The organism is Peristeroidobacter soli (assembly GCF_004138485.1).
In the GTDB taxonomy this organism is placed as follows: Bacteria; Pseudomonadota; Gammaproteobacteria; order Steroidobacterales; family Steroidobacteraceae; genus Steroidobacter; species Steroidobacter soli.
In genome coordinates this window covers 100,290-125,576 of sequence record NZ_RYEV01000007.1, presented here as the reverse complement: position 1 = coordinate 125,576, position 25,287 = coordinate 100,290, and the positions used below count along the sequence as shown (strand labels likewise).

Annotated in this window: 26 protein-coding genes and 1 pseudogene; 17 read left to right on the top strand and 10 right to left on the bottom strand. The window is 63.4% G+C overall.

All coding sequences use genetic code 11. The features are described 5' to 3' along the window. From EKO19_RS30000 to EKO19_RS39335, 3 genes and pseudogenes are all read left to right on the top strand, one after another. Positions 1-936 carry an MlaD family protein gene (locus EKO19_RS30000; protein ID WP_129781102.1) on the top strand — a complete coding sequence of 312 codons (936 nt, stop codon included), beginning with the start codon at positions 1-3 and terminating at the stop codon, positions 934-936. Between the two features lie 8 nt (positions 937-944). Then, the gene (locus tag EKO19_RS29995) at positions 945-1,589 is read left to right on the top strand and encodes an ABC-type transport auxiliary lipoprotein family protein (RefSeq protein ID WP_129781101.1); all 645 of its coding nucleotides are present in this window, start codon (positions 945-947) and stop codon (positions 1,587-1,589) included. A gap of 69 nt (positions 1,590-1,658) precedes the next feature. Next, positions 1,659-2,093 (top strand): annotated as a pseudogene (locus EKO19_RS39335) (thermonuclease family protein); the annotation flags it as partial. A gap of 93 nt (positions 2,094-2,186) precedes the next feature. On the opposite strand, the gene EKO19_RS29985 reads toward EKO19_RS39335, so the two are convergent. The 3 genes from EKO19_RS29985 to EKO19_RS29975 form a co-directional block, all read right to left on the bottom strand. Then, entirely contained in the window at positions 2,187-3,692 is a 1,506-nt protein-coding gene (locus tag EKO19_RS29985; RefSeq protein ID WP_129781099.1) for a phospholipase D-like domain-containing protein, read from the bottom strand. 75 nt (positions 3,693-3,767) lie between these two features. Next, positions 3,768-4,499: an anti-sigma factor family protein gene (locus EKO19_RS29980; RefSeq protein WP_129781098.1), complete on the bottom strand. Its 732-nt coding sequence runs from the start codon at positions 4,497-4,499 to the stop codon at positions 3,768-3,770. 10 nt (positions 4,500-4,509) lie between these two features. Then, on the bottom strand, positions 4,510-5,016 hold the full coding sequence (locus EKO19_RS29975; protein ID WP_129781097.1) for an RNA polymerase sigma factor: 507 nt from the start codon (positions 5,014-5,016) through the stop codon (positions 4,510-4,512). 132 nt (positions 5,017-5,148) lie between these two features. On the opposite strand from EKO19_RS29975, the gene EKO19_RS38960 reads away from it, so the two are divergent. After that, positions 5,149-6,657, top strand: coding sequence for a S8 family serine peptidase (locus EKO19_RS38960; protein ID WP_217705702.1), 1,509 nt, complete (start codon positions 5,149-5,151; stop codon positions 6,655-6,657). A 597-nt stretch (positions 6,658-7,254) separates the two neighbouring features. Continuing rightward, entirely contained in the window at positions 7,255-8,103 is an 849-nt protein-coding gene (locus tag EKO19_RS29965) for a hypothetical protein (protein WP_129781096.1), read from the top strand. A 56-nt stretch (positions 8,104-8,159) separates the two neighbouring features. On the opposite strand, the gene EKO19_RS29960 is transcribed toward EKO19_RS29965, so the two are convergent. The 3 genes from EKO19_RS29960 to ligD are packed head-to-tail and all read right to left on the bottom strand — an operon-like array spanning position 8,160 to position 11,965. Continuing rightward, entirely contained in the window at positions 8,160-8,360 is a 201-nt protein-coding gene (locus EKO19_RS29960; protein ID WP_129781095.1) for a DUF3565 domain-containing protein, read from the bottom strand. After that, the gene (locus EKO19_RS29955) at positions 8,357-9,190 is read right to left on the bottom strand and encodes a CAP domain-containing protein (RefSeq protein WP_129781094.1); all 834 of its coding nucleotides are present in this window, start codon (positions 9,188-9,190) and stop codon (positions 8,357-8,359) included. Before EKO19_RS29955 ends, EKO19_RS29960 begins: the two co-directional genes overlap by 4 nt. A 9-nt stretch (positions 9,191-9,199) precedes the next feature. Then, positions 9,200-11,965, bottom strand: coding sequence for a DNA ligase D (gene ligD / locus EKO19_RS29950; RefSeq protein ID WP_129781093.1), 2,766 nt, complete (start codon positions 11,963-11,965; stop codon positions 9,200-9,202). Positions 11,966-12,046: 81 nt separating this feature from the next. Between ligD and EKO19_RS29945 the strand changes: the two genes are divergently transcribed. After that, positions 12,047-12,613, top strand: a complete 567-nt coding sequence (locus EKO19_RS29945) for a DUF3617 domain-containing protein (RefSeq protein WP_129781092.1) — start codon at positions 12,047-12,049, stop codon at positions 12,611-12,613. 55 nt (positions 12,614-12,668) lie between these two features. After that, the gene (locus EKO19_RS29940) at positions 12,669-13,679 is read left to right on the top strand and encodes an NADP-dependent oxidoreductase (protein ID WP_129781091.1); all 1,011 of its coding nucleotides are present in this window, start codon (positions 12,669-12,671) and stop codon (positions 13,677-13,679) included. Between the two features lie 151 nt (positions 13,680-13,830). Here the strand turns inward: EKO19_RS29940 and EKO19_RS29935 are convergent, their stop codons facing one another. Continuing rightward, the gene (locus EKO19_RS29935; protein WP_129781090.1) at positions 13,831-14,400 is read right to left on the bottom strand and encodes a helix-turn-helix domain-containing protein; all 570 of its coding nucleotides are present in this window, start codon (positions 14,398-14,400) and stop codon (positions 13,831-13,833) included. 290 nt (positions 14,401-14,690) lie between these two features. On the opposite strand from EKO19_RS29935, the gene EKO19_RS29930 reads away from it, so the two are divergent. The 3 genes from EKO19_RS29930 to EKO19_RS29920 are packed head-to-tail and all read left to right on the top strand — an operon-like array spanning position 14,691 to position 17,600. After that, a complete protein-coding gene (locus EKO19_RS29930) occupies positions 14,691-15,533 on the top strand; it encodes an SDR family NAD(P)-dependent oxidoreductase (protein ID WP_129781089.1) in 843 nt (280 codons plus the stop codon). Continuing rightward, a complete protein-coding gene (locus tag EKO19_RS29925; protein WP_129781088.1) occupies positions 15,530-16,744 on the top strand; it encodes an S-adenosylmethionine:tRNA ribosyltransferase-isomerase in 1,215 nt (404 codons plus the stop codon). The genes EKO19_RS29930 and EKO19_RS29925 overlap by 4 nt, the downstream gene beginning before the upstream one ends. Further along, positions 16,683-17,600, top strand: coding sequence for a recombination-associated protein RdgC (locus EKO19_RS29920; RefSeq protein WP_129781087.1), 918 nt, complete (start codon positions 16,683-16,685; stop codon positions 17,598-17,600). Before EKO19_RS29925 ends, EKO19_RS29920 begins: the two co-directional genes overlap by 62 nt. A gap of 16 nt (positions 17,601-17,616) precedes the next feature. Here the strand turns inward: EKO19_RS29920 and EKO19_RS29915 are convergent, their stop codons facing one another. Next, complete coding sequence (locus tag EKO19_RS29915) at positions 17,617-18,558, bottom strand: hypothetical protein (protein WP_129781086.1); 942 nt, start codon at positions 18,556-18,558, stop codon at positions 17,617-17,619. A 296-nt stretch (positions 18,559-18,854) separates the two neighbouring features. On the opposite strand from EKO19_RS29915, the gene EKO19_RS29910 reads away from it, so the two are divergent. The 7 genes from EKO19_RS29910 to EKO19_RS29880 are packed head-to-tail and all read left to right on the top strand — an operon-like array spanning position 18,855 to position 23,612. Next, complete coding sequence (locus tag EKO19_RS29910; protein WP_129781085.1) at positions 18,855-19,229, top strand: LiaF transmembrane domain-containing protein; 375 nt, start codon at positions 18,855-18,857, stop codon at positions 19,227-19,229. Continuing rightward, positions 19,226-20,137: a LiaF transmembrane domain-containing protein gene (locus tag EKO19_RS29905; protein ID WP_129781084.1), complete on the top strand. Its 912-nt coding sequence runs from the start codon at positions 19,226-19,228 to the stop codon at positions 20,135-20,137. The genes EKO19_RS29910 and EKO19_RS29905 overlap by 4 nt, the downstream gene beginning before the upstream one ends. Continuing rightward, the gene (locus EKO19_RS29900; RefSeq protein ID WP_129781083.1) at positions 20,137-21,201 is read left to right on the top strand and encodes a sensor histidine kinase; all 1,065 of its coding nucleotides are present in this window, start codon (positions 20,137-20,139) and stop codon (positions 21,199-21,201) included. The genes EKO19_RS29905 and EKO19_RS29900 overlap by 1 nt, the downstream gene beginning before the upstream one ends. Before the next feature lie 11 nt (positions 21,202-21,212). Then, positions 21,213-21,953 (top strand): LytR/AlgR family response regulator transcription factor, encoded by a 741-nt coding sequence (locus EKO19_RS29895; protein WP_129781082.1) that lies wholly within the window; start codon positions 21,213-21,215, stop codon positions 21,951-21,953. A gap of 23 nt (positions 21,954-21,976) precedes the next feature. Then, positions 21,977-22,276, top strand: a complete 300-nt coding sequence (locus EKO19_RS29890; protein ID WP_129781081.1) for a DUF4342 domain-containing protein — start codon at positions 21,977-21,979, stop codon at positions 22,274-22,276. Positions 22,277-22,293: 17 nt separating this feature from the next. Continuing rightward, entirely contained in the window at positions 22,294-23,061 is a 768-nt protein-coding gene (locus EKO19_RS29885) for a hypothetical protein (protein WP_129781080.1), read from the top strand. An 8-nt stretch (positions 23,062-23,069) separates the two neighbouring features. After that, positions 23,070-23,612, top strand: a complete 543-nt coding sequence (locus tag EKO19_RS29880; protein ID WP_129781079.1) for a DUF4136 domain-containing protein — start codon at positions 23,070-23,072, stop codon at positions 23,610-23,612. 16 nt (positions 23,613-23,628) lie between these two features. On the opposite strand, the gene EKO19_RS29875 is transcribed toward EKO19_RS29880, so the two are convergent. Both EKO19_RS29875 and rsgA read right to left on the bottom strand, forming a co-directional pair. Further along, the gene (locus tag EKO19_RS29875) at positions 23,629-24,018 is read right to left on the bottom strand and encodes a TraR/DksA family transcriptional regulator (RefSeq protein ID WP_129781078.1); all 390 of its coding nucleotides are present in this window, start codon (positions 24,016-24,018) and stop codon (positions 23,629-23,631) included. Positions 24,019-24,130: 112 nt separating this feature from the next. Next, complete coding sequence (gene rsgA / locus EKO19_RS29870; protein ID WP_129781077.1) at positions 24,131-25,186, bottom strand: ribosome small subunit-dependent GTPase A; 1,056 nt, start codon at positions 25,184-25,186, stop codon at positions 24,131-24,133. Positions 25,187-25,287: the final 101 nt, after the last annotated feature.

The window sequence follows — 25,287 nt, the reverse complement described above, 5'->3', positions numbered from 1 at the left end:
ATGGAAAGAGACGCTCATTACGTTGCGGTCGGTGCCTTCATCCTGCTGGTGGTCGCCATGGCCGTCGGCTTCGTGCTCTGGTACACGGACGCGAAGGATGGCCGCGAGTACCAGCGCTATGAGATTTATTTCACCGGCTCGGTGAGCGGCCTGGACCAGGGCAGCCCGGTTCGTTTCCTCGGCGTCGACGTGGGCCGGGTGCGCCGGCTCGCCATCGATACCAGCAATGCCACACGGGTGCGCGTGGTGGTCGAAGTCGACAAGAGCGCGCCGGTCTCGGCGGCGACGCGTGCGAGCCTCGGGCTGCAGGGCGTGACCGGTCTGCTCTACGTGAATCTCAAAGAAGCTTCCGACGTGGATCGCAGCGCGCCGCTCACTCAGGGCGAGCAATATCCGGTGATCGAGGCGGTCGAGTCCGACTTCGACGCGTTCCTCGCCAGCCTGCCGGAAATGATGGGTCGCGCGACCACGCTGCTCGAACGGATCCAGCGCGTGGTCTCCGATGAGAACCTCGAAGGCATCGCGGAAACCATCAAGGGCATGCGCGACACGATGGCAACCATGCCGCAGACGGCGAAGGACGTGCAGTCGCTGGTCGCGGAGCTGCGCTCGACGGTCGCCGAGATTCACGGTGCGTCGGAATCGTTGCGTGGCATGGCGACCGACTCCCGGCCCGAAGTGCAGCAGGCGCTGGCTCGCATGAATGAGATCGCGACCAACCTCGCCGATGCGTCCAAGCGCATCGACAACTTCACTCAACGCAGCGAAGTGCAGCTGGGCAATTTCACCGAGCAGGGCTTGTTCGAGCTGGAACGGCTGATGCGCGAGACGCGTCAGGCGGCGCGTGAATTCCGCGACCTGTCGCGCAGCCTGCAGGAAAACCCGTCGCAGATTCTGTATGAGCCGCCGGAGAGCGGCGTCGAGATCAGGAAGTGAGCACGCGCATGAGAACTGGGCTGGTCGCCGCCGTCGCCGCGTTGTCCTGTACCGCTTGCAGCACCGGCTCACTGTTCGACAGCGATATCCCGGTGCCGAGCTCGTATGTGATTGCGCCCGCGCCCGCCGGCTCGCTCACCGGCGTGCCGACTACCTCGGTGGACCTGTCCATCGGCCGGCCGGATTTCGCGCCGGGCCTGGATACCGATCGCATCGCTGTATTGAACGGTCGCAATCTCGATTACTACCGCCGCGTGCGCTGGGGCGCCCGGACGGTGGAGGTCGTGCAGAGCATGCTGGTCGGCACCTGGAACGACCAGAATCTGTTTCGCAGCGTCACGGCCGAACAGGCCCGGGTCGCCAACGATTACATCGTCGACGTGGAAGTGCGCCACTTCGAAGCCATTGCCGGCAACGGCAACGCTCCCGAAGTGCACGTCGCGATCATCGGACGGCTGATTCGAGTCGTCGATCGGAAGCTTGTTGCCACCGTGAGCAGCGACTCGCGCGAGCGTGCCGCCGAGGACCGCATGACCGCCGTCGCGGCGGCCTTCGAATCCTCAACCCGGAAGGTTGCGCTCGACCTGGCCAAACAGGCGGCCGCCGTCATCGCCGACGATCAGCCGACGCTGCGCAAAGCTCGCGGCGAATAAATCCGCGCCGGCTCGAACCCACCGACCGGGTTGCATCGAATCCAAGTGTGGGTATCTGAGCGTCTCTGGATGTTTGCTGCTGTAACTAAAGCTTGGCTGCTGGTTGCCAGTGTCTGCCTGCTGTCGGCAGTGGCGCAGGCCGACGGGCAGGACTTCTCCGGCACCGTCGGCAAAATCTTCGATGGCGACAGCTTCCTGGTTCGTCCGGCGCAAGGACGCGACATCGACGTGCGTCTGCAGGACATCGACGCGCCCGAGAAAACTCAGCCCTACGGCAATACCGCCCGCGCGGCCCTCGTCAAACTCATCGGCGAGCGCCAGGTGTTCGTCGATGTGATCGAGACCGATCGCTACGGTCGCAAAGTCGTACGCGTGTATCGCGAGCCGGACCGGCTCGATGTCGTGAAGGAGTTGGTGCGCGGCGGGCACGTCTGGGTGTATCGACGCACGATTCACGATCAATCGTTGATCCCGCTCGAAGACGCGGCGCGCGCCAGGCACCTCGGTTTGTGGGCGCTGCCCGAGAGCGATCGTTTGCCGCCGTGGCAGTATCGGTATATTCAGCGCCAGAAACCGAAGCGCTCGGCGCTGAATGCGCTAGAACGTGCTCAGCCCGGTGCCTTCCATCAACCGATAGCGCCAGTAACGTCCGGTATCGTCATCTTTCCAGGCACCGAAAGCCGCGGTGAAGCTGGTGCCCGGTGGCCCGTCGTTATTCCACAGCCGGTCGAAATAACTGATCAGCTCTATGCCCAGCGCTGATCTGGCGCTCAATTCGATCGCGACGTTCGCTTCCAGATTGTAATTGCCGATGTTGCGACGGGTGAGGTTCGCCGACCCCAGCGACGCAATCAGCCGGTCGCCATGCGTGATGAGGGCGATCTTGGTGTGGAACTGCTCGCCATGGGTGCGATACCAGCGCACCTGAATCTGCTCGTTGCTGCGCCTGACCAGCTCGGTCGCGACCGGTCGATTCGGCACGCCGTCCTTCTGACGACCGAACGCATCCTTGTTCGGATCGAGGATCAGCCGCACCTTCACGCCACGCGCTGAGGAGCGCAGCAGCGAGCTCACGATCTTTCGATCGGATAGATAGAACGTCGCGATGCTGACCGCGTCGCCGTTGCGGGTCGTGTCGATCGCGTCGATCAGATGATCGCGAATCGCGCCTTCGGTGAGGAACTGCAGCTGCACGGGATCGGCGGGCTGAAACGTTGCCGGCTGCGTCGGTGACGTGGCGAAGATGTGACCTTTCCAACCCGAGAAGCGCGCGACCGCCATTTCGCTGTTGACGAGCTCCTGCACCAGCGGACCGTTGAAGCGCAGCGCGACGTTCGAATGCGAGCTGCTGCCGTCGTGCGGATTCGCCGACGTGACCAGACCGCTCAGCGTGCCGTCGGCCCGATCGGCGACCACCACCTTGCGATGATTGGCTTTGAAATTCGCCAACGCCAGCCAGCTCCGGAACGTGATCGGCGCACTGCCCGGCGGCGCAAACGGATTGGTCATCGAGCCGCCGTCGGGCGCATTGCCCCACCATTGCAGGAACATGCGCCACAGCGCCGAGTAGATGAAATTGGAATCGCGCAGCTTGCCGAGATCGGTGACGACGACGTCGATGCCGGCGGCGCGCAGCTCGTTCAATAGCGGCGACGGCATGCCGCCGTAGACGTCGTTGATCGGGTCGGTGATCAAGAGAATCGCCAGCTCCGGTCTGGCGGCCTTGCGCGCCAGCAGCCGATCGGCGAGCTCGCGGCTGAGCGCCCGATGCACGCCTTCGTCCGCACCCATCATGTCGTTGAGCAGGAAGAAGTCGGCGATCAGGAACGACTGCGCCTGATCGACGATGCCGAACACCTCGTCGAAGATGCGTTGTTCGCGAATCGTCTGGCCGGTGGGCACGGTGGTCGTCAGGTCATACAGGAACTGGACATCGGCCGCCTCGGCGGTGATGAGCGGCGAGCTCACATCGGTGCCCGGCGGCATGGGCTTGGTCACATTCCAGGCGGCGACCATGCCCCACCACGCGAGGAACGCCCACCCCACCCAACGTTTCTGGAAGCGCCGGCGCGGCGCCGTTTCTTCTTCGAGCACAGGATCCATGACGCGATTGTAGTGGGCCCAGGCAGGCAACGCTGCAAGCCCGTGGTCGTTTCCGGACCTGCGTCGCGTTGTCTTTTATTTTGTCCAGTCGCGGGCGCGGGCGGCCCGTTCCTGTTCTTGATCCAATGCCTCGCCGGCCATGGCTTGCTCGACGGCAGCCAGGATCGCCGGCGGCAGCTCGGTGGCGGCCATGCGATAGTCGCCGCTTTTGGACCCGGCGGCGCCTTCGCTCAATGCGCGCACCTGCCAGGCATTGGTCTCGCGACAGGCGAAGCCCGCGGCCGAGGCGGTGGCGAACGTGCGGCAATATTCTCCGCTGGTGGCGCGGAATGTGAGACCGATCCGAACTTGCGCATCTTTGGGAGCGCCCACTTGATCCGTGAGTGCCGCCGCCAACTCCCCGCGAGCCACGACGCCGCTGGCGTTGGTTGCAAACAAATCGGAGTGCGACGGCTGAAGCGCGGTGCGCCCGGCCAGAATGCCAATCACCAGGCTGGCGGCAATCGACGTCCACTCGACCCAAGACCAGCGTCGCGGATGCGCGGCGCGCTGCTTGGCTACGCGAGCCGCATTGAGATCGGTGACCGGCGCGGTCTTCGACGTTGCGGCATCGAGCAGGCGATCGGGAATGGGCTCATCGAGTACGCCATTGAAAGCGGCGCCAACGTCGGCCCGCAGACCGCGATGCTTGGCAATGCGCGCGGCGAGCGAGGGATCGAGCGCCATCGCCGCTTCGATCTGACGACGCAGGTCGGCGTCGACTTCGTCGTCGGCATACGCCATCAGGATTTCATCCGAGAACTGCATGGTCCACCCTTCATTCCAGCTGCTTCTGCAGCGCCTCGCGCCCGCGCGCCAACCGACTGGTCAACGTCCCGATCGGCACCTCCAGCGCCTCGGCGGCTTCCTTGTACGAGAGCCCTTCGACGAGCACCAGCGCCACCGCCAGCCGCTGCTCCTCCGGCAACGTCGTCATCGCCTTCTGCACCGACAACATCCGCAACTGCGCCTCGCTGGCGTTGTCCGCGATCTCCAGGCCCGCTTCCTCCGGCGCCAGGACCTTCCCCTGACGACTGCGAGCGCGAGCCTCGTCGATCCAGGCATTGCGCATGATGCCGAACATCCAGCTATGAAACGGCGCCTCGGGCCGCCACTGCTCATAGCGCAACAGCGCACGCTCGATCGCGATCTGCACCAGGTCGTCCGCGTCGGACGGATGGCGCGTGATCGCGCGACCGAAGCGCCGCATCCTGGGCAGCAGCGCGACGATCTGCTCGCGCACCTGCTGCAAGGAGGACTTCGTCGTTGCCGGTGTCTCGCTCATTGATTACTACGAGTCGGAAGCTGGGTTTATTCCCGAGCGGTCCAAATAATTGTGCCCGACCTGGCGCAGGCCGGCGACTTGGAAGAATTTCGGCTCTTGGCGCGTATATTCTGAATAGGGCCGAGGGTACTCATGTTCCCGACTAAATCCATCGTTCTCGCTTTTCTGCTGCTGCCCGCCGGTGGGCTGGCGCGCGCGCAGGTGACGCTGCCCCACGTGCAGGTGCCCACCCTGCCTGGCCTGCCGACCGAACCGCTGAATCGAACCGTCAACGGCGTCCTCGATCAAGCCGACCCGCAGCGGCTGCGAGAGCTGCGGCAGATACGGGTTCGCAATCTACTGCGGACAAATCGGACGGTCCTCGAAGCTGACCCCCGCGGGGCACCCATCATCCGCAATGAAGTCGTCGCGCTGTCCCCGACGCCGGCGGCGCTGGAGGGGGCGAGGGCGGCGGGGTTCACGGTCGGGCGGACCCGGACGTTGGAGGGATTGGATGTTTCCATCGTGGTCCTGCAGGCCCCGCCAGGAATGTCGACACGCCGGGCGTTGGAACGGTTGCGACGGGACGACCCGGCGGGGACGTACGATTACAACCATGTTTACTTGGAGAGCGGCGGCGCTGAGTTCTCTTCAGCCGGCGCGACGTTGACTATTGCGGCGGCTGATACGTCTGCGCTGCCGGTGTCTGCGATTGGGGCGGCTCACGCGAGTGCGCTGCCGGTGACTGCGATGGGGGCGGCTCACGCGAGTGCGTTGCCGGTGACTGCGATGGGGGCGGCTCACGCGAGTGCGCTGCCGGTGACTGCGATCGGGGCTCACGCGACTACGTTGTCGATGGCTGCGATGGGAGCGGCCGATGTCCGCGGCGACTCATCTGTTTCGACCAAGGTCGGCTTGATCGACGGCGGCGTGCAACGCTCTCATCCCGTCTTCAACGGCGTCACCGTGCACGAGCACGGTTGCACCGGTGGCTCTGTTCCCGGCGCGCATGGAACAGCGGTCGCCTCGTTATTGGTGGGACAGAGCGATGTATTTCACGGCGCCGCGCCGGGTGCGGAGTTGTTTGCGGCGGATGTTTATTGCGGGCTGGCGACCGGCGGTGCGCTCGATTCTGTCGCTGAAGCGTTCGCGTGGATGTCGCGTGAGAAGGTCCCGGTCATCAATATAAGTCTGGTCGGACCCGCCAACGTTTTGCTCGAACAGATCGTTCGAGTGGTTACGGCACGAGGGCACATTGTCGTCGCGGCAGTTGGGAACGATGGGCCTAGCGCGCCGCCTTTGTATCCTGCTGCTTATCCCGAAGTGGTTGCTGTTACCGGTGTGGATGGGAAAGATCGTGTGCTCGTTGAAGCCTGCCGCGGCAAGCACGTCGATTTCTCGGCGCCGGGAGCGAACATGTCGGCCGCTGGACTCGATGTGCCATTCGGGATCGTTCGCGGGACATCATTCGCAGCGCCCATTGTCGCTGGGCTATTGGCGCGGCAGTTGATCGCTGTCGATAAGGCCCGAGCTGACGCTGCCATCGCTGCTCTCATCGCGCAGGCAACTGACTTGGGCGCGCGGGGGGTGGATAAGATTTATGGCAACGGATTGGTTGGCGAAGAGCTGCGCCCGCCTGAGCGGTTGGCGACTGTTCGCTGATTTCGCTTCTGCTTCTGCTTCGGGTTCGGAGTCGGAGTCGGAGTCGGAGTCGGAGTCGGATTTCGGAGGCGTGGGTGGTCCGCGTCGCCGGGAGTGACCTACCTCGTCCCGGCACCGGGCGCCGCCCGTCGCGCAGTGCGCTCCTTGGCGCACGTCCATGGTGAGCCCTGCTGTTGCGGCCCCGTCCCTGTGCCGCAAAGCTGCCGGGACGAGGTAGGTCACTCCCGCCGCCGCCGTGATGTCACAGCGCATTCGCGCGTGACTCTGCTCCGACCCTGCAACCCTTGGTGCGTGCCTTCGCGTTGGCTCGTTGTAGAACCGGCGTTGCGGCCGCAATGTGCAGCAGGGCGCCCGCGACAGCGGGAGCGAAGCGTGCGCAGGCGTGTGCGCGGTGCCGGGGAGGAGATCCCCACCCTGGCGACGCCGGACCACTGGCGCCTCCGAATCCCCGCGAGCGTTCAATAGCCCACAATGGCTGCGTTAAAGCCTCATTACGTCAAACCACATTTATTTCCGGGGCGACGGAAGAAATCGCAGAGTCCCCTCGTACTCCTATCAAAGGCTGCAGATTGGCTGCCGGCCGGACAGGAGAGACCCATGAAAACTCGTTCCATGCTGATCGGTGTTGCGATGGCTGCTGTGTTCAATTGCGCCGCTGTGAATGCTCAGGTCCTGGGCGGGATCGGTGGTGGTTTGGGTGGCGGGCTGGGGGGTGGGTTGCGCGATATGAATATGGCCACGCACGGCACGCTCAACGGTTCGCTCGGCGCGGATCTCGATGCGAGCTCTCTGCATCGAACCACTCGCGATACAACCGATCGCGTGACCAATCGCGCACGTAACACGACGAGCGCCGTGCGTGATCGCGCCTCGACGACAGTTGATCAGGCGCGTGACAAGGTGAGCGAAACTCGCCAGGCCGCGACCGCAACGACTTCAACTGCCGCCGCCGCTGCCGCGAATGGTGTGAAAGATGTGCAGATCGAGGGGGCCGCCGACATGGCCGGCTCCGCGACTTCGAGTGTGAGTCGCGATGGCGTCAATCTCGCTGGTAATGCGCAGGGTGCGGGTAATGCAGCGGCGAATAGCGGTGTGTTGCCGCAGCCGGAATTGCCGAACGTCGCGCCGGCCAAGCTGACGAGTGGCGATGCGCCGAATGTTTCTAACGCGACTCAGCGTGTCACCGAGCCAACGAAGGGCGCCGCGCCGGCCTCGCAGCCGAGCAAGGAGGGTGGCGCTTCAGGCCTGTTGGGTGCAACTGCCTCAGGCAACGGTGGCGCATCGAGCAAAGGTCTGCTCGATACGCCCAAGACCTCGACCACCGAAGACTCTTCCCAGCCAGCACATGGATTGAACCTGGCCGGCGATGCGAACGGTTCGGCCTCCGCCTCGCGCAGCGGAGTGGCTGCGGAAGGTAACGGTTCGATGAGCGCGTCGCGTAAGTAACAAACGTCTGGTGACGATCCGAGCGGGCGTCGAGGAATGTCTCGGCGCTCGTTCGTTCAATCCGGCGGCCTTCCCTCGTCACACTTTTTGCAATCCAGTTCCATCCCCAGCGCCGCCTGCCTTCCTTCCGGCGTGACAACCCACGGCCTGCTGGTCCACGGCGGATTGTGACGAACGTGCTGGTTGTGCCCGCACTCGAGCCGGGCGACCCAGTGCTGCTCCTCGTCCTGATGAAACGACACGATCTTCCGTTTCATCGGGGCGCCGCGAATACCTGGGTCCAATAGATGCCCGCCTCGCTCTTGCGATCCACCACAAAGGCGATGCCCATCTCCGTAAACCCTGGGGTCATGATGTTCACGCAATGGCCCGGGCTGTTGATCCATCCCTGCACGACAGTCTCCGCCGTCTGTGCACCGATCGCGATGTTCTCTCCGACCGTGCGCCACTGATAACCAACGCGCGCGGTACGAATACCGACCGTGCTGCCATCCGAGCCTTGGTGCTCGAAGAAGTCCTTGTTCGCCATGTCCTGGCTGTGAATCAGCGCTGCCCGGCTCAACATGGCTGACAACGTCAGCGGCGGAGCGGCTGGATATTCCTTGGCGCCACACTTGCGTGCTTTGCCACGGGCTGCATTCACCAGCGCCAGAACTTTCTTACTGACCTGCGATGCGTCCTTCACCGCCGGCGTGACAAACGGCGTCGCGACGACGATCCACACCGCATCTGCCTTCTGATACACACCGATGTCCTTGAATGTCGCATCGGTGAGCGTGTCGCAGTAGTTGGCTTTCAGAGTATCGACGATCACCTTCCGATCGCTCGATCCCGAGATCTGCATCGACGCGGAGTTCGTGGCTCGATAGTCGCTGCGGCCCAGGGCGTCACGCAGCCGACCGCCCTTCGACCACTCACGTGCAACCGCATCCAGGCCCTTGCTCGCGCGCAGAGGCTGCGAAACGCCGGGTCGATTCGAACAGCCTTTGCGTCGGATCTGATTCAGATCGTCGCCGATATCCGCGAGCGCCGGCATCGCAATCCATGCGCCGCACAGGACGGCCAACGCGCTCACGAGTTTTCTCATGCAGCGATGTTAAGTCATCGCATGTGAATGATTCGAGTGCTTCCGACGCCGCGTCGTGGGACGCGGCTTCTTGGTGGGCGAGCCTTCCTGAACGAACTTGCGGATCGCATCCTCCAGCGGCCGCTCGCCATCGCAATAACCTTCCCATTCGGTGGCCTTGCCAGCGTAGTCAGCTGCTGTGCGAATCGTGTAGCGCATCGGATCGAGGCCGGCTTTGACCTGCGACCAGTTCACCGGCATGGAAACCGTGGCGCCTTCACGAACGCGAGGTGAGTACGGAGCGACGGCGGTGGCCATGCGATCGTTGCGCAGGTAGTCGAGGAAAATCTTTCCGCCGCGCAGTTTCTTCGACATGTTCACCACATATTTCTCGGGGCTGTCTTCGGCCATGCGCGTGCACACACCTTGCGCGAATGCCTTCGCCTCCGGCCATTTCAAACGATTGTTCTTCGAGTCGGCCAGCGGCGTGACGACGTGCAGGCCTTTACCGCCCGTCGTCTTGCAGAATGCGACCAGACCCAACGCCTCCAAGCGCTCCTTGATCTCTTTCGCCGCGGCAATGACGTCGGTGAAGTCCAAGTCCGGTCCAGGATCGAGATCGAACACCAATCGGCCCGGTGTTTCCGGTTTGTCGGGCTGACAGTTCCAGGGATGCAGCTCGATGCCCGCGGACTGGGCGATTGCCGCCAGCGCCTCGATCCGATCGATCTGCAGATACGGCTTGTGATCGCCGAATACCTTCACAGTCGAAAGCAGATTCGACGTGCCTTGCATGGCGTGACGCTGGAAGAATTGTTGCCCGCCGATGCCATCCGGCGCGCGGATCAGCGAGCAAGGCCGGCCCTTGATGTGCGGCAGGATCAACTCACCCATGGACTCGTAGTAACGAGCCAGCTCAATCTTGGTGACCGGGGTTTTGTCATTCGCGTGCGGCCACAGCGGCTTGTCCGCGCTCGAGATCGGCACCCCCATGACGACGTTCGAGCCCGCGCTCGCCTTCACCACGGACGAATGTTTCTTCTTCGCAGCCTTGGCTCGCGAAGCAGTCTTCGCCTTGCCGCGAGCAGCCTGAGGCGCAGGCTCGGCGACCTCGACCTGTTCCGCCTCGGCCGGCCGCTCCGCGACGATCTCACTGGCAGGCTTATCGGTGCGCAGTCCTTTGAAAGCGGCCTGACGAATATTCCCTCCGCCCGTCCAGCCGGCGAATTCGATCTCGGCGACCAGCTTGGGTTTCACCCAATGAATCTCCGGCTTCTTGCGCGGCGCTGTCTTGCCCCCGAAAGGATTCTCGTCCGTTGCCAACTTCTTCAGTTTCGGCCACAGCTGAGCAACTTTGTCGCCGCCGAAGCCGGTGCCGACCCGGCCGACATGAATCAGATGACCGCCGCGATTCACACCGACCAGCAGCGAGCGGAACGCCGAGCCCGTTTGAGTCCAGCCGCCAATCACGACTTCCTGTCCGGCGCGGCACTTCGCCTTGGTCCAGTCGCCGATGCGGCCGGCGCGATACGGGGCGTCGAGTCGCTTGGAGATGATGCCTTCGAGATTCATGCGACAGGCCGATTGCAACACCGCGTCGCCCGCGGTCTCGAAATGATCGACGTAGCGGATCAGCGAGCTCGCGTTCTGACCTTGCTCGCCCAAGTACTCTTTCAGCGCAGCCTTGCGATCGCGCAAGGACAACCGGCGCAGATCGCCGTCGTCGCTGTACATGAAATCGAATGCGAAGAAGATCAGATCGTCGGTGCGATCTTCGGAGAGCGCGGCCTGCAGAGCCGCGAAATCCGGCGAGCCGTTTTTGTCGAGCGCGGCGACTTCGCCGTCGATGATGGCATTGGGAAACTCCGCGGCGGCGTCGGCGATGGCTTGAAACTTCGGCGTCCAGTCCAGGCCTTTGCGAGTCTTCAAGGTGACGTCGCCATTCGCGATGCGCAGCTGCAGGCGATAGCCGTCGAATTTCACTTCGTGGCCCCAGCCCGCGCCGCCAGGTGGGCGGTCGACCGGCTTGCACAGCTCCGGCTCGATGAACGCAGGGATGCGCGCGCGTTTGCCGGGGGCCTTCTTTCGACGCGCAGTCTGCTTGGGCACGGGCGTTTGCTCCTCGACGGGTTCGCGATTCGAATTCCACACCGCATTGGCCTTGGCGGTCTTGCCACTCATCATGAAAGGCTGAGGCGCGCGGCCCTTGCCGCCAGCGATCGCTGCCATCGGCCGGCCCGATGCCACGGAGCGATCCTCGCTCATCATTGCTTCGACACCCTTCGCATTGGTTGCGTAAGCGTCGCGATGTTTGATCAGCAGCCAGTTGGTGCGCTTGCCGCCGTAACGATCGCCCTTCATGCGTACCAGCACGAAGCTGCCTTGCAAACGCTCGCCCGCGACTTGAAATTTCAATTCGCCTTTTTTCAATTGAGCCTCGGCGGACAGCTCTCCTTCGGGGCGCCAGAAGCCGCGATCCCAGAGTTGTACTGTACCTCCGCCGTATTGGCCTTTCGGGATGGTGCCTTCAAAGTCGCCGTAATCGAGCGGGTGATCTTCCACTTCCACGGCCAGTCGTTTGTCGTTCGGGTCGAGCGACGGGCCGCGGGTGACTGCCCAGGACTTGAAGACGCCGCCGAGCTCCAGACGCAGATCGAAGTGCAAGCGGGTTGCGGCGTGTTTTTGGATCACGAAACGCAATTCCGGCGACTTGTCCACTTTTTGCCGGCCGCTGGGCTCGGCGGTCTGAGTGAAGTCGCGCCTGGCGCGATAACGTGAAAGCTTGCGAGTTGCCACATCACACCTCGGCGGTGAAAAATCGCGCAGTAAGCGCAAAACGCTGCGAGAGCGCACCCCGTTCCTTAACCTGAGACTGCCATGAACATCCTGAAAACGACTGCGGTAGCGGCGCTGACCCTGACGGCCTTGAGCACAGGTGCGGCGGCTCCCGAGCGCCTCAACGTCAAGCTCGGCTTGTGGGAAATGACCTCCATCATGCGCTTCAGCGGCGTGCCGCCGCTGCCCAAGGAAGTGCTGGACAAGATGACGCCGCAGGCGCGCGCCAAAATGATTGCCGATCTGAAGGCGGCCTCCAAAGAAGAGCCGGAACCGGAAACCAGCAGTGAGTGCATCACGCAGGCCGATCTGGACAAGCCGTTCCAATCCGCCAATTCCGAGGATTGCAAACAGACCATCGTCCGCACCACGCGCACCTCGCAGGAAATCCGCATGGTGTGTACGGGCAAGACCTCGGGCTCGGGTACGTTCAAGGTGAATACGCCGACGCCGGAAACCATGAACGGTACGCTCGACCTGAAGGCGGGCGACGGGCCGGACGCATTCGTGATCAAAGGCACGATCAAGGGCCGCTGGCTTGGCGCGGATTGCGGCGATGAGGACAGCGACGACAACGGCGACGACGACGAAGACAACGCGGAGCAATAAGTCGGCTTTAGCGGCCGCATCCCTTATGCTTGCCGCCACCAACGATGGAGGCAGCATGACTCTCCGCAATCATCAGTTCCGTCTGGCAGCAAGGCCGGTTGGCGCGGTCAAGCGCACCGACTTCAATTACGTCGAGGCACCGGCCAGAGCCCCAGCTAACGACGAAGTGCTGGTCAAGACGTTATATCTGTCGCTCGATCCCGCGATGCGTGGCTGGATGAACGAGGGCAAGTCCTACGTTCCTCCGGTGGCCCTCGGTGAAGTCATGCGGGCCGGCGGTATCGGTAAAGTCGTCGAGTCCAATCATCCCAAGTTCAGCGCCGGCGATTTGGTATATGGCGCGCTGGGCGTCCAGGAGTACGCGACGCTCGATGGCAAGGGGCTGAGCAAAGTCGATCCCTCCATCGCGCCGCTGCCGGTGCATCTCAGCACGCTCGGCATGCCGGGCATGACGGCTTATTTCGGCCTGCTCGATATCGGCAAGCCGCAGCCGGGTGAGACGGTCGTTGTTTCAGGCGCGGCGGGCGCGGTCGGTACGGTCGTTGGACAGATCGCCAAGATCAAAGGGTGTCGGGTCGTCGGCATCGCGGGTGGCAAGCAGAAGTGCGATTACCTCACGCAGACGCTCGGCTTCGATGCGGCCATCGATTACAAATCCGAGGATGTGAAGAAGGCGCTGCGCCAGCATTGTCCGAAGGGCGTCGATGTTTATTTCGACAACGTCGGCGGCGATATTCTGGACATCGTGCTCACTCAGCTGGCGCGCAAGGCGCGCATCGTCATCTGTGGCGCGATCTCACAGTACAACAGCACGACCGGGATGAAAGGGCCGTCCAACTACATGTCGCTGCTGGTCAATCGTGCCAGCATGACCGGCATGGTCGTGTTCGACTACGCCGACCGGTATGCGGAGGCGGGGCGGGAGATGGCGGGCTGGCTGAAGAGCGGCCAGCTCAAGACGCGTGAGGATGTCGTCGATGGCTTGGAAACATTCCCTGAAACGCTGCTGAAACTGTTCAATGGCGAGAATTTCGGCAAGCTGGTGCTGAAAGTCGCTGACGCGTGAGGCATCGGCCGCTGGCGCGGCCGCTTCCTCAGAAAGTTAAATTTTAATTTTTTCTTTTTCACGAGCACCGCGCGATGCCGTGACGCTTGCGGCAGCAACCTTTATGCCGCCGCGCCGTCCGGCAGCGGCGTGGCCACCGCGTGATTTGGGCTCATACGCCCGCTCTCGCGAGCAGCACGGCCGACACGCCCTGCGCGATCTTGTTCGCGTCAGTATTTCGGTACGAATGTGCGACGTTGCCCGGAAAGGCCAGCACGTCGCCGGCGACCAGATCGAAGCGGTCGCCGGCGACGAAGATGGTTACGGTTCCCGACAGGCACGTAAAGAACTCACGCGTTCCTGGCAGATGCGGCGAGCCGCGCATCGATGCGCCGGGCGCGAAGTCCATCACGTTGAGCACCTCATCCGGTACTCGCTCCGGAATCAGCGACCGGATCGTGAGGCCGCGTCCTGCGCTCTGCGACGCCAGCTCATCACGCGACCACTTCCGAACCTTCGCGCGCGGTGAGGCGAGCAACTCGTCGAGCGGCACGTCCAATGCATTGGCAACCTTCACCAGCACCGTGAGCGACGGATTACCGTTGCTCGATTCCAGATTGGCAATGGTCGAACGCGGCACGTCCGCGCTCTTCGCCAGCGCGCCCTGCGTGAGATTGCGTACCTGACGAAAGGCGACCAGGTTGCGAGCGAGATGCTCGGCGACGAGTTCGGGCTTATCCATATTCATTACTCGGGATCGGGCATTACGCTGCGCAATCCTGCTCCGCGTAAGCCCAGGGTGTCCATCCACGGCCACCCGCTCGGCGGAGCGAAGCAGCGCTTCGCTGGAACGCACCGCCGAGCCCTGCCGACCCTCGCCGCCGCCTGTGGCGGCGCGGGGTACATCCATGTACCCGAGGTGGCGCTAAGTCGACGTGCGTGTCTGCCGTCGCGACTCTTTGCCAATATATTGGACACTGACATTGGCTGAGCGCGGCGGGTCCCTATGATGCTGTCATCGAAGGAGACCCTATGCAAACTCAACGACAGTCCGAAACTCCACGTCAGTTGCATGGCGTGCGAGTCGCGATCACGGGAGGCACTTCCGGCCTTGGCCTTGCGCTGGTGAGAGAGTTGACGAAGCGCGGCGCACAGGTTGCGCTGATCGCTCGCACTCCAGCGCGTGTCACCGCTGTGGCGGCGGACGAATCCGCGCATGGCATCGTCGGCGATGTTTCAAACAAGCACGATATTCACCGTATCGCGCTCCAAGTCGCCGGCCGGCTCGGTGGCCTCGACGTGCTCATCAACAACGCGTCCGATCTTGGCCCGGTGCCGCTGGCGGTGCTTGGTGACACTCAATGCGAGGATTTCGAGCGTGCATTGGTCACGAACGTGCTTGGCCCATTCCGATTGACCAAAGCGCTGCTCGGCTCATTGGCGGCTTCGGCACGCGATGGCAAGGGTTCGCTGGTGTTGAACATTTCCAGCGATGCGGCGGTCAACGCGTATCCGCAGTGGGGCGCTTATGGCGCGAGCAAAGCTGCATTGGCGCACATGACTCGCGTCTGGAACGAAGAGCTGTCCGCCCAAGGCGTCCGATTCATCGCGCTCGATCCGGGTGACATGGATACGCCGATGCATGCTGCTGCCTTGCCCGACGCCGATCCATCGACGCTCAAGCCGCCAGCGCAGTCCGCGTACGAGCTTGCGGAAACCATTTGTGACTTGCTGCCGGCGCGCCCGGTGGAACTATCCCGCAAATCCAACTTCTCGCCGCCGGCAGCTTCGATTGATGGAGCGTTTCAATCAGTAGATAACTTGCCGGGGTTGGAAGAGTCGACTGATCCGAGCTTCCGCAGGTATGCCTCATGATTCCAGCCGATCGTCCCACTCAACGTCCACCGACTGCACGCTTGTTACATGTCGACGAGCACGGTGCGATCCGTCACGCGCCGCGTGCGCAGTTGGTGGAGTTTCTGCGGCCAGGCGATCTGGTGATTGCGAACGATGCCGCCACGTTGCCCGCGAGCCTGCATGGCATCCACAGGCGCACGGGGCGAAACATCGAAGTGAGGCTCGCCGGCAAGCCGTCGCTCGCTCATCGAGATGTGCAGCGATTCATCGCTGTGGCATTCGGTCCCGGCGACTATCGCACTCGGACCGAAGATCGGCCGGCGTCGCCGGTCTTCGAAGCGGGCGACGAGCTCGAGCTGGGCTCGTTGAGCGCGCGTGTCGAACGCGTTCTCGATCATCCGCGACTGCTGGCTGTGCGCTTCGAGGCAGAGGTGAATGAGCTGTGGCGCGGCCTGGCGACGCAGGGTCGTCCCATTCAATACGCACATATGAAGGAGCCGCTGGCGTTGTGGGATATCTGGACGTCGATCGCCGCGACGCCCGTCGCCTATGAGCCGCCGTCCGCCGGTTTCGCGCTGGACTGGCAAATGCTGACGGACTTCGAAGCACGAGGCATCCAGTTCGCGACCCTTACGCACGCGGCGGGCATTTCTTCGACGGGCGATCCGGAGCTGGATCGGTTGCTGCCGTTCGATGAGCCGTATCGCATTCCGGTCGCCACCGAGGAGGCAATCGCGGCTGCGCTGTGCGAGGGGCGGCGGATCGTCGCGATTGGCACGACCGTCGTCCGGGCACTGGAGCACAGCGCCGCGACGTTCGGCTCGGTCGCGGCTGGTGAGAGCGTGGCGAATATCCGGATCGGGGCGGAGACGCCGCTGCGCGTGGTGGACGTGATCCTGTCCGGCACGCACGAGCCCGGCACCAGCCACTACGAGTTGCTGCAGTCCTTCGCCGACAAATCCACGCTCCGCCGCGCGGATGACGCCCTGGAGAGCGCCGGCTATCGCACCCACGAATTCGGCGATTCCGTTCTGATTGAACGTGATAGCCGCCGCTACTCGCGCCCGGCGGGCCTGAGGATCGGGGTAGAAGATTTTCCTGAAAATCAAGGACTGGTCGGACGGCCCGCGCCACGTATACTCCGCCGTTTTGCGCCGGCGCCCGCCCATGTGGTTCAAGAATCTCATCGTCTATCGCCTGCCCGACGACTTCTCTGTTTCCGCGACTGAGCTGGAGGAGAAGCTGGCCGCGCGCTCGCTCATGCCGTGCGGCAGCTTCGACATGCAGAGCAAGGGTTGGGTGTTCTCCAGCGACCTGGAGCGCTACGTCCATACGGTCAATGGCCAGCACCTGATCGCGCTCGGCGTGGATCAGAAATTATTGCCCGGCTCCATCATCCGTCAGGTGGCCACCGATCGCGCCAAGGAAATCGCCAAGGAGCAGGGCTATCCCGTCGGCCGCCGTCAGATGCGTGAGCTGAAGATGCGCGTTACCGAGGAGCTGCGCGGTCGCGCGTTGACCCGCAAACGCATCACGCATGCGTGGATCGATCCTGAGCACGGCTGGCTGGTCGTCAATGCGTCCAGCGAAGGCAAGGCTGAAGAGCTGGTCGAGACGTTGCGCGATACGCTGGGCAGCTTGCAGGTGGTGTTGCTCGAGACCGAGCGCTCGCCGTCGTCCTCGATGACGGCCTGGCTGGCGCTGGGCGATGCGCCGGTCACCTTCACCATCGATGACGATTGCGAATTGCAGGCGGCCGATCAAAGCAAGCCGGTGATTCGTTACGTGCGCCATCCGCTCGATGGCAAGGAAATCCGCGCGCAGCTCTCCGGCGGCATGTTCGCGACCCGCCTCGGTCTGACTTGGAAAGATCGGGTCTCGTTCGTGTTGAACGAGAAGCTGCACGTGAAGAAAGTCGAGTTCCTGCTGATGGACAAGGACACGCCCGCGGAAGGCGAGTCGGCGAACCCCGGCGAGCAATTCGATATCGATTTCACGCTGATGACCGGCGAACTCGCCGCGCTTCTCGGCGACCTCGCCAAAGCGCTGGGCGAGCCGGAACAGAAGCAGGCCGCGGCGGCATAAAACGCCGCCGACGACGTCAGGGCGTGAGCGGCTGACCCGCCCACCGCAGAATCGCGCGCGACACGTCCTGTTCTTTTTTCAGCTGCTCCATCAGCTTGATCATCTGTTCGGCGAACTTGTCCTTCTCCACCTGCGCCGCCACCACCGTGCCGGCCACCTGGTTCTGATGTCGCAGCGTCTGAATCTTTTCCGTCACCTGCATCGCAGCCGCTGAATTCGGGACCGCGAGCCGCTGGTCGATACCGAGGCCGAGGCCTTCGACCAGCGTGGTATCGCTTCGCTCCAGCGCTTGAGCCACCTGCTGACAACGCACGCGCGTTTCCGGATCGCGTACATGCTCGTCATTGCAAGCAAGCGACACGGGACGAAACGCGGGGATCGCGAGCGTCGACATCCAGTCGATCGTGGCATTCATCGCGTTGGTCAGCGGGGTCGGCGCGGGCTGTGCGACCGCGGTGCCGACGGGCGTCTTGCTGAGCGGAGGCGCGAGTTTCGCGACCAGCGTCGTCCAGTAAACATTGAAGTGCGCGGCCTTGGCCATCATGTCCAGAATCTGCGCTTCAGCCCGAGCGTCGCGTCGCGCTTGGGCGCGGGAGAGGGCGCCGAGCCACGCGGTCCCACTGCTCGGGTCGAGCTTGCGCAAGCGCGCTTCGATGGGCTCGGGCTCGCAGCCCGCGACTTCCATGCAGAGTCGCAAATGCAGCCACAGGATCTCCGGGCGGTCCGGAGCCGCCTGCGCCGCTTTCTGAATCTGCGACAGCGCCTGCGACCCGTTGGCCGTGGCGTTGGTGCCCCAGAGAGCCAGGGCGGCCCCGGCCATTTGATACGCGTCCGACCCTTCGGCCGCGGGCTTGACGGTGGGGGCGCCCGGTTGGGGCGGCGAGCTGGCGCATGCCGAGAGCAGCAACACCAGCAGGGGCCACGGCCGGGTCCAGCTGTTCCTTGAGGTGCGTTTCATGGGACGGAATCTTAACAATGCTCGACGACCGCTGTACCAGCCCTCCCTGGAGCGGTGACGGCCGGTACATCCGGGTACCGGCGTTCGCATGGCTCGCGGCGACGTTAAGTCGCCACGAGAAGACATCCGTGCTCACCTTACCGGCACAGATCCGCCGTTTACCGGTAGTTGCTGGTAAGGCCGTCCGGCAGCCCTTAGTTTCGGAGGCCATGGTCGTTAGTCCGTCAGTAAGCTGTGTGCATAGCCGAGGTCCGTTCTGGGCCCTGCGCCACGGGGCTGACGGCTGGAGTCATTCGATGAGCGATTTATCCGCACAGCACCGGCCGCGCCGCTCCCGGCTGGTGGTGGGCATTGTCCTGCTCGTGCTGGGTGGGCTGCTGCTGGCAGTCAACCTGGGCTACGGGCTGCCGGTGGGGTGGTGGCAGGTGGTGCCGTGGGCGCTGGTCGCTATCGGCGCATTTGGTCTGATCGTACCGACGCGGCATATGGACCGCGTTGGCGGCGTATGGATGGTGGCGACGGGTGTGTACTTCCTGACCAGCATCAATAACTGGTGGGGCTTGGGATGGGGCGGTGCCTGGCCGGTGTTCGTGATCGCCGCGGGCCTGGGCTTCATCCTGCATCGGCATGACGATCGGCTGCCCCCGTCGTCGGGTAACGGTGTGTCATGACCCAGCTGCCCGGAGACGATGGGTTCGATCCCAATCGGGATCCGACTCGCAATCAGGATCAGGACTGGCCGCTGCATGCGCGCCGCACGCTGAATCAGCAGCACAGCCGCCACGAAATGTTCTCGACGCGGCTGATCGTCGGAGTCCTGATCATTCTGCTCGGCGGCACCCTGCTCGCCGACAACCTCGGTTGGTTCGAAGCGCGACATGTATTGCGCAGCCTGTGGCCGCTGGCGCTGGTCGCCGTCGGCGTCGCGATGATTCGTCATCCTCAACACCGACGCAGTCGCGGCTGGGGCTGGGTGCTGGTCACGGTCGGTATCTGGATCTTCCTCGACAAGATCGGCTGGATCGATGTGAGCCTCGGACAGCTGATATTGCCGGGCATCCTGTTATTTGTCGGTGGCGTGCTGGTGTTTCGTTCGCTGAGCGGTCCCCCGAGCGGGCCCAGCTCCTCCACGATCACACCGCCAAATGCCAACGGCACCACCACCAACACCGGCGGCGCCAACACCGGCACGAGCCAGGGCTTTACCGGAGGCGCCAGCTTCGGCAGCGCTCACGCCGGCGACACCGCCGAATTCGTCCGTTCGTTCGCGATGCTGTCGGGACATGAGTTGCGGCCGGTCTCGCGGCCATTTCGTGGCGCGGATCTGAGCGCCATCATGGGCGGTATCAAACTGGATCTGACCAGCGCGCGCATGGAAGGCGACAGCGCGGTGATCGAGATCTTCGCCTTCTGGGGCGGCGTGGAAATCTACGTGCCGCCGGACTGGACCGTGACCAGTGAAGTGACGACGTTGCTGGCCGGCTTCATCGACAAGCGACGTCCCACCACGGTCGTGCCGACCAAACATCTGGTCGTCAAAGGCATGGTCGTGATGGCCGGCGTCGAGATCAAGAATTAATGCATCCGATCTTCAAACACCGCGCTCGCCTGCTGCTGTATCTCGGCGTGTGGGTGGTATTCGGCCTGTTGTTGACCGTGGTGTTCGTGTTCGGCGGCAATGCGCCTGTCGACTGGTCGCTGGAGTTCGCGGTGCCGGTGGCGGTGGCGCTGGGATTGCAGTCGTTGTCGTTCTGGTATGTCGTGCAGGCGATGCCGCCGGACGACACACCGGTGGCTCGCATGGTCACGACGTGGTCGATCGCCGGGCTGGTGTCGCTGATCGTGTGGCTCGCGATCGCTTATGGCTGGGCGATGTGGCTGGTGCCGGACGGCGAGGTGTATCCGGAGTCGGCGGCGGGGCTGCTGCCATTGCTGATTTTTGCGGGCGCGATCGGCATATCGCTCGCGGTGCTCGGGCACTATCTCGCTGGCGCATTTCAACGTTCGCGAAACGCAGAGCGCCGTGCACTGGAGCTGCAGGTGCTGGCGCGCGAGGCGGAGCTGAAATCGCTACGAGCCCAGCTCGATCCACACTTTCTGTTCAACAGCTTGAATTCGGTGGCGGCGCTGATCGGCAACGACACGCAAGCCGCGCGGCAGATGTGTTTTCTGATGGCGACGTTCTTTCGCAAGAGCCTGACCCTGGCGCGTCAGCAGGCGATTCCGCTGGCCGAGGAAGTGTCGCTGGCCGAAACTTTTCTGGCCATCGAGAAGGTGCGCTTCGGCGATCGATTGCGTGCCAGTTTCGATATCGCCGATGACGTGAAGGAAGTGGCAGTGCCGCCGCTGATGTTGCAACCTCTGGTGGAGAACGCGGTTCACCACGGCGTTGCGCACATGCTCGAAGGCGGTGAGGTCTGCGTGCATGCGCATCGGCGGGAAGGATTCCTGGAGCTGGTGGTCAGCAATCCCTGCGATCCCGATCGGCCGCCTTCGCGCAGCACCGGCGTCGGCCTGGTCAACGTGCGCTCGCGCGTGGAAACATTGTGCGGTCATCGTGCCAGCGTCGATGTCGACGCCAGCGAGACCGCGTTCCGGGTATCGATTCTGCTGCCGGCCGTCAGCACTCATGCAACGTCTTAGAGGAAGCCCCAGTGCGTGTCCTGATCGTCGACGATGAAACCCTGGCCCGCTCCATCATGGCCGAGCATTTGAGCAAGCTGGCCGAGATCGAAGTCGTCGGTCAGGCGGCGAACGGTTTCGAGGCGGTGAAGCTGGCCGAGGAGTTGGTTCCCGATCTGATGTTTCTGGACATCCAGATGCCCAAGCTGTCCGGCTTCGAAGTGCTGGAGTTGCTGGGCGAGCGCGCGCCGGCGGTCATCTTTACCACGGCCTTCGACGAGTTCGCATTGCGCGCCTTCGAGGTGCACGCAGTCGATTATCTGTTGAAGCCGGTGGAGCCGCCGCGCCTGGCGGCCGCCGTCGAGCGTGCCGCCGAGCGGTTGAGAAACAAGACGCCCGCGCCCTCGCCGGAGCAATTGTCGGCGTCGGCCCGTCCGCCCGGGCGTACGCTGGAGCGCATCCTCATTCGTCACGAGGGCCGCGTGCACGTGCTGCCTCTGGAACGTATCGATTACATCGAAGCCCAGGACGATTATCTGTCGTTCGCCGCCGCCGGCAAACGGCTGCGCAAGCAACAAACCATGAGCGACCTGGAAACTCAGCTGGATGCCACGCGTTTCGTGCGTATCCACCGCTCGTTCATCCTGAACGTGGAACGCCTGGCGCGGATCGACCTGTACGGCAAGGACAGCTGGCTGGCCATCCTGTCGGACGGCACCAAGTTGCCCATGTCGCGCACCGGCCACACCAAGTTAAAGGAGCTGATCGGATGAAACCTGAAGGAGGGAATACTGCCATGACCGAAACGCATTCCACCCGCAACGAGCCGCCGCGTTCAGAAGAATTTCAGTTCAGCGGCGATACGCTGCTGTCCAAGATCAAGGAGATCATCCGCGCCGGCAACGTCCGTCGCGTGATCATCAAGAACGAGGAGGGCCGCGTATTGATCGATATTCCGTTGACGCTGGGTGTCGTGGGCACGCTGCTCGCGCCACAGCTCGCCGCCATCGGCGCGATCGCCGCGCTGGTGCTGAAGGGCTCCATCGTCATCGAGAAGGAAGTCGAGACCCCCCCGACGGTGACGCCGTCGCCGTGAGGCGCGGAGAGATGTGAGTGGCAAGGCGCATCGGCATCGTCGCGATTCTCGCCTTGCTGCTCGCGCCGCTGCGGATGTCGGTCGCGTCGACGGACGATGCGCTCGATAAATATCTGCAGCAGATCGCGGCGGGCCTGCCTGAGAGCACGGCTGCCACGTTGAATCGGATCGACGGCGCGCCGCGCCGTTTGCTGGCCGCACGAGCCTATCTTCGAGCCGGCGACACTCTGCGCTCGCGCTGGAGCTGGACCACGGCCGAGATCCAGGATCACACCCGCTCGCCGGAATATCGTGCGTTGATGGACGAGACCGAGCGCGTCCGTCGGCGCTTCGAAGCTCAGAACCCCGGTTACACGCTATACGCCAATACCGAGGCGCGCAGCCTCGAGCAGCAGATCTCACGCTTCAATACCAACAACTCCGTTGGACGAGTGGCGGCAACCCTGCACAGACAGGCCCTGACCGAGCTCGCCAGGCCCGGCTATGAATCGGTGGATCAAGCGGACGACGTCGAGCGTTTCAAACGATTCCTGGCGGATTGGCGGCCCCCGACGGCCGCGCCGCTCGCGGCCCCGGGGATTTCTCGACACGGGCAGCTGCGGGCCATCGATTTTCAGATCATGAAGGGCGCCGCCATCGTGGCGGCTACCGAGACGGCCACGGTCAAGCGCAATTGGGATGCGCCGGGCTGGACCAAGAAATTGCAGACCGCGCTGGAGGGCAGTAACTTCCGCGGGCCGCTGCAATCACCCTACGAGCCGTGGCATTACGAGTACGATCCTTGAGGCTGCTTATGAGAACCGCCGCTCTGTCCTGTTCCATGATGCTCGGCGCGACGTTGCTTGCCGGTTGCACGGCGACGGCGCCGTCGAAAGTGCGCGTCGATATGGCGGAGAGCGGCCTGCCGAATTGCCAGTCATTCGAGTGGCTGCCCACTCCGCAGCAACCCGCCTCGCTCGCCGAACAGCGCGTGAAGAGTCAGGTGATGGCGAGATTGAAAGAGAAGGGGTACACCGAAGCCGCTGAGAAAGGCGATTGTCGCGTGACCTACGTGCTCGATATTCACGAGCGGCCGGTGAACAAGCCGGGCGTCGGTGTCGGCGTGGGTGGCGGTTCCGGAGGTGTGGGCGGTGGCATCGGCATCAGTTTGCCGATCGGTAAACGCGCCGAGCAGGCCGGCACATTCACCATCGATATCGTCGACGCGGCGAAGAACGCGCAGGTGTGGAGCGGCTCGCTCGATGCCTCGTTCCTCAAGGCCGAGCCGAACGACGACGAAGCGCGCGAGATCGTGGCGAGAGTGCTGGAGAAATATCCGGATCGAGCGTCGAAGTAACTTCGACGCTCGCGGATCACAGACTCGGCGTGCGCGCCGACGCGTGGGTTTTCTCGTAGAGCTCCTGACACTCCACGTCGCGCTCGGCCGTTGGCTCTGCCTGCAATCGCGCCAATGGGATTTCCCTGCCGCAGTCGATGCAGGTTCCATAGGTGCCCGCGCTGATTCGCTGCAGCGCCGAGTCGATCATCCGCAGCTCATCGACGTCACGCTCTATCTCCGTCAGGTTGGTATCCACGACCAGCGCCGCGAATGAGTCGTCCTCGATATCCCGCGCGCGCTCGGCGACGTTGCTTGGAGTCTCTTCAATCGACTTGGCCCGCGTCTGGCGCACTTCGTCGCGCAGCTGTTCGGCCCGTTCTCGCAAGCGAGTCTTGAACTCCAGCGCCTGCTGTTGATCGATCATGGGCACTTACCTTTGTGCTTGGACTGGTATGTAACCCGCCGCCGGGCGGCGGGTTCCGGACCCTCCGGTGAAGGGGCATTGTTGGGGTTGGTGTCGGTAATCGTCAGGCACGTCAGCGCTTGTATTTCTGTTTCACTTTCAGTGCCGATGAGGCCATCCGGCCGAAGCTGCGGTCGCGGGCACGGCGCTCGCGAGTCGTCATTTCCGCCAGTGCCGCTTCGCGTTGCAGCTTCCGATAACTCGTGAGTCTTCTTGGATCGAGTTGGCCCGCCGCGATGGCGGCGAGCACGGCGCAGCCCGCCTCTGCTTCGTGCTTGCAGTCGCGGAAGCGACATTGGGTTGCCAGGGTCTCGATGGTGTCGAACACCGTACGCAAACCGGACTCGACGGCACCGATCTTCAGTTCACGCATGCCCGGCGTATCGATGACCCACGCGCCGCAGTCGAGAGCAAACATTTCTCGCGACGTTGTCGTGTGGCGGCCTTTGCTGTCGTGCTCGCGAATCCCGCCTGTCGCCTGTTGTGAGTTGCCGGTGAGTGTATTGACCAGCGTGGACTTGCCGACACCGGAGGAGCCGACGAATGCCACCGTTTGGCCAGGCTGGAGCCAGGGTTGTAGCGCTATCGCTGCCGTCGCTTCGGTCGCATTGACTGCGATGACCGCTGCCGTCGTGCCCAATGCGGTCGCTTCGTCGATGAAGGTCTGCGCGCTGTCGCATTGGTCGGCCTTGGTGATCACGATCACCGGTTCGACCTGCGCTTCGAACGCCACGGCCAGATATCGCTCCAGGCGCGATGAATTGAAGTCGTCATTGCATGACGTGACTACGAACAGCGTGTCGAGATTCGCTGCGATGGTCTGTACTCGATGATCCGTGCCCGCCGCGTGACGTTTGATCACGGAATAGGGTGTGAGCACTCGTTGCACACGCGGTACCGCGTGCTCCACGAGCACCCAGTCACCGACCGTGATGGGTAACTCCAACGCTTCCAGTAGACGAGCCGGGACGGTGACCGTTGCCGTTCCCTGCTCGGAAATGACAACGAGGCCGCTTCGATGCACGCCGCTTACGCGCGCGGGATGAGCGGTGTCCAGATCGTCGAGAGTGAGTTGCTGAGAATGAAACGGGCGCCAGCCCAGACGTGCCAGGGAATGGAAAGAGGACATGCGTAAACCCCAAGAAAACGCGACGACATCCGCTCCTCGTCAAAGGAACGGTCGTAACAGCGCCGGGGCAAACGCAAACCCGCTGGTTAGCGAGCGTGCAG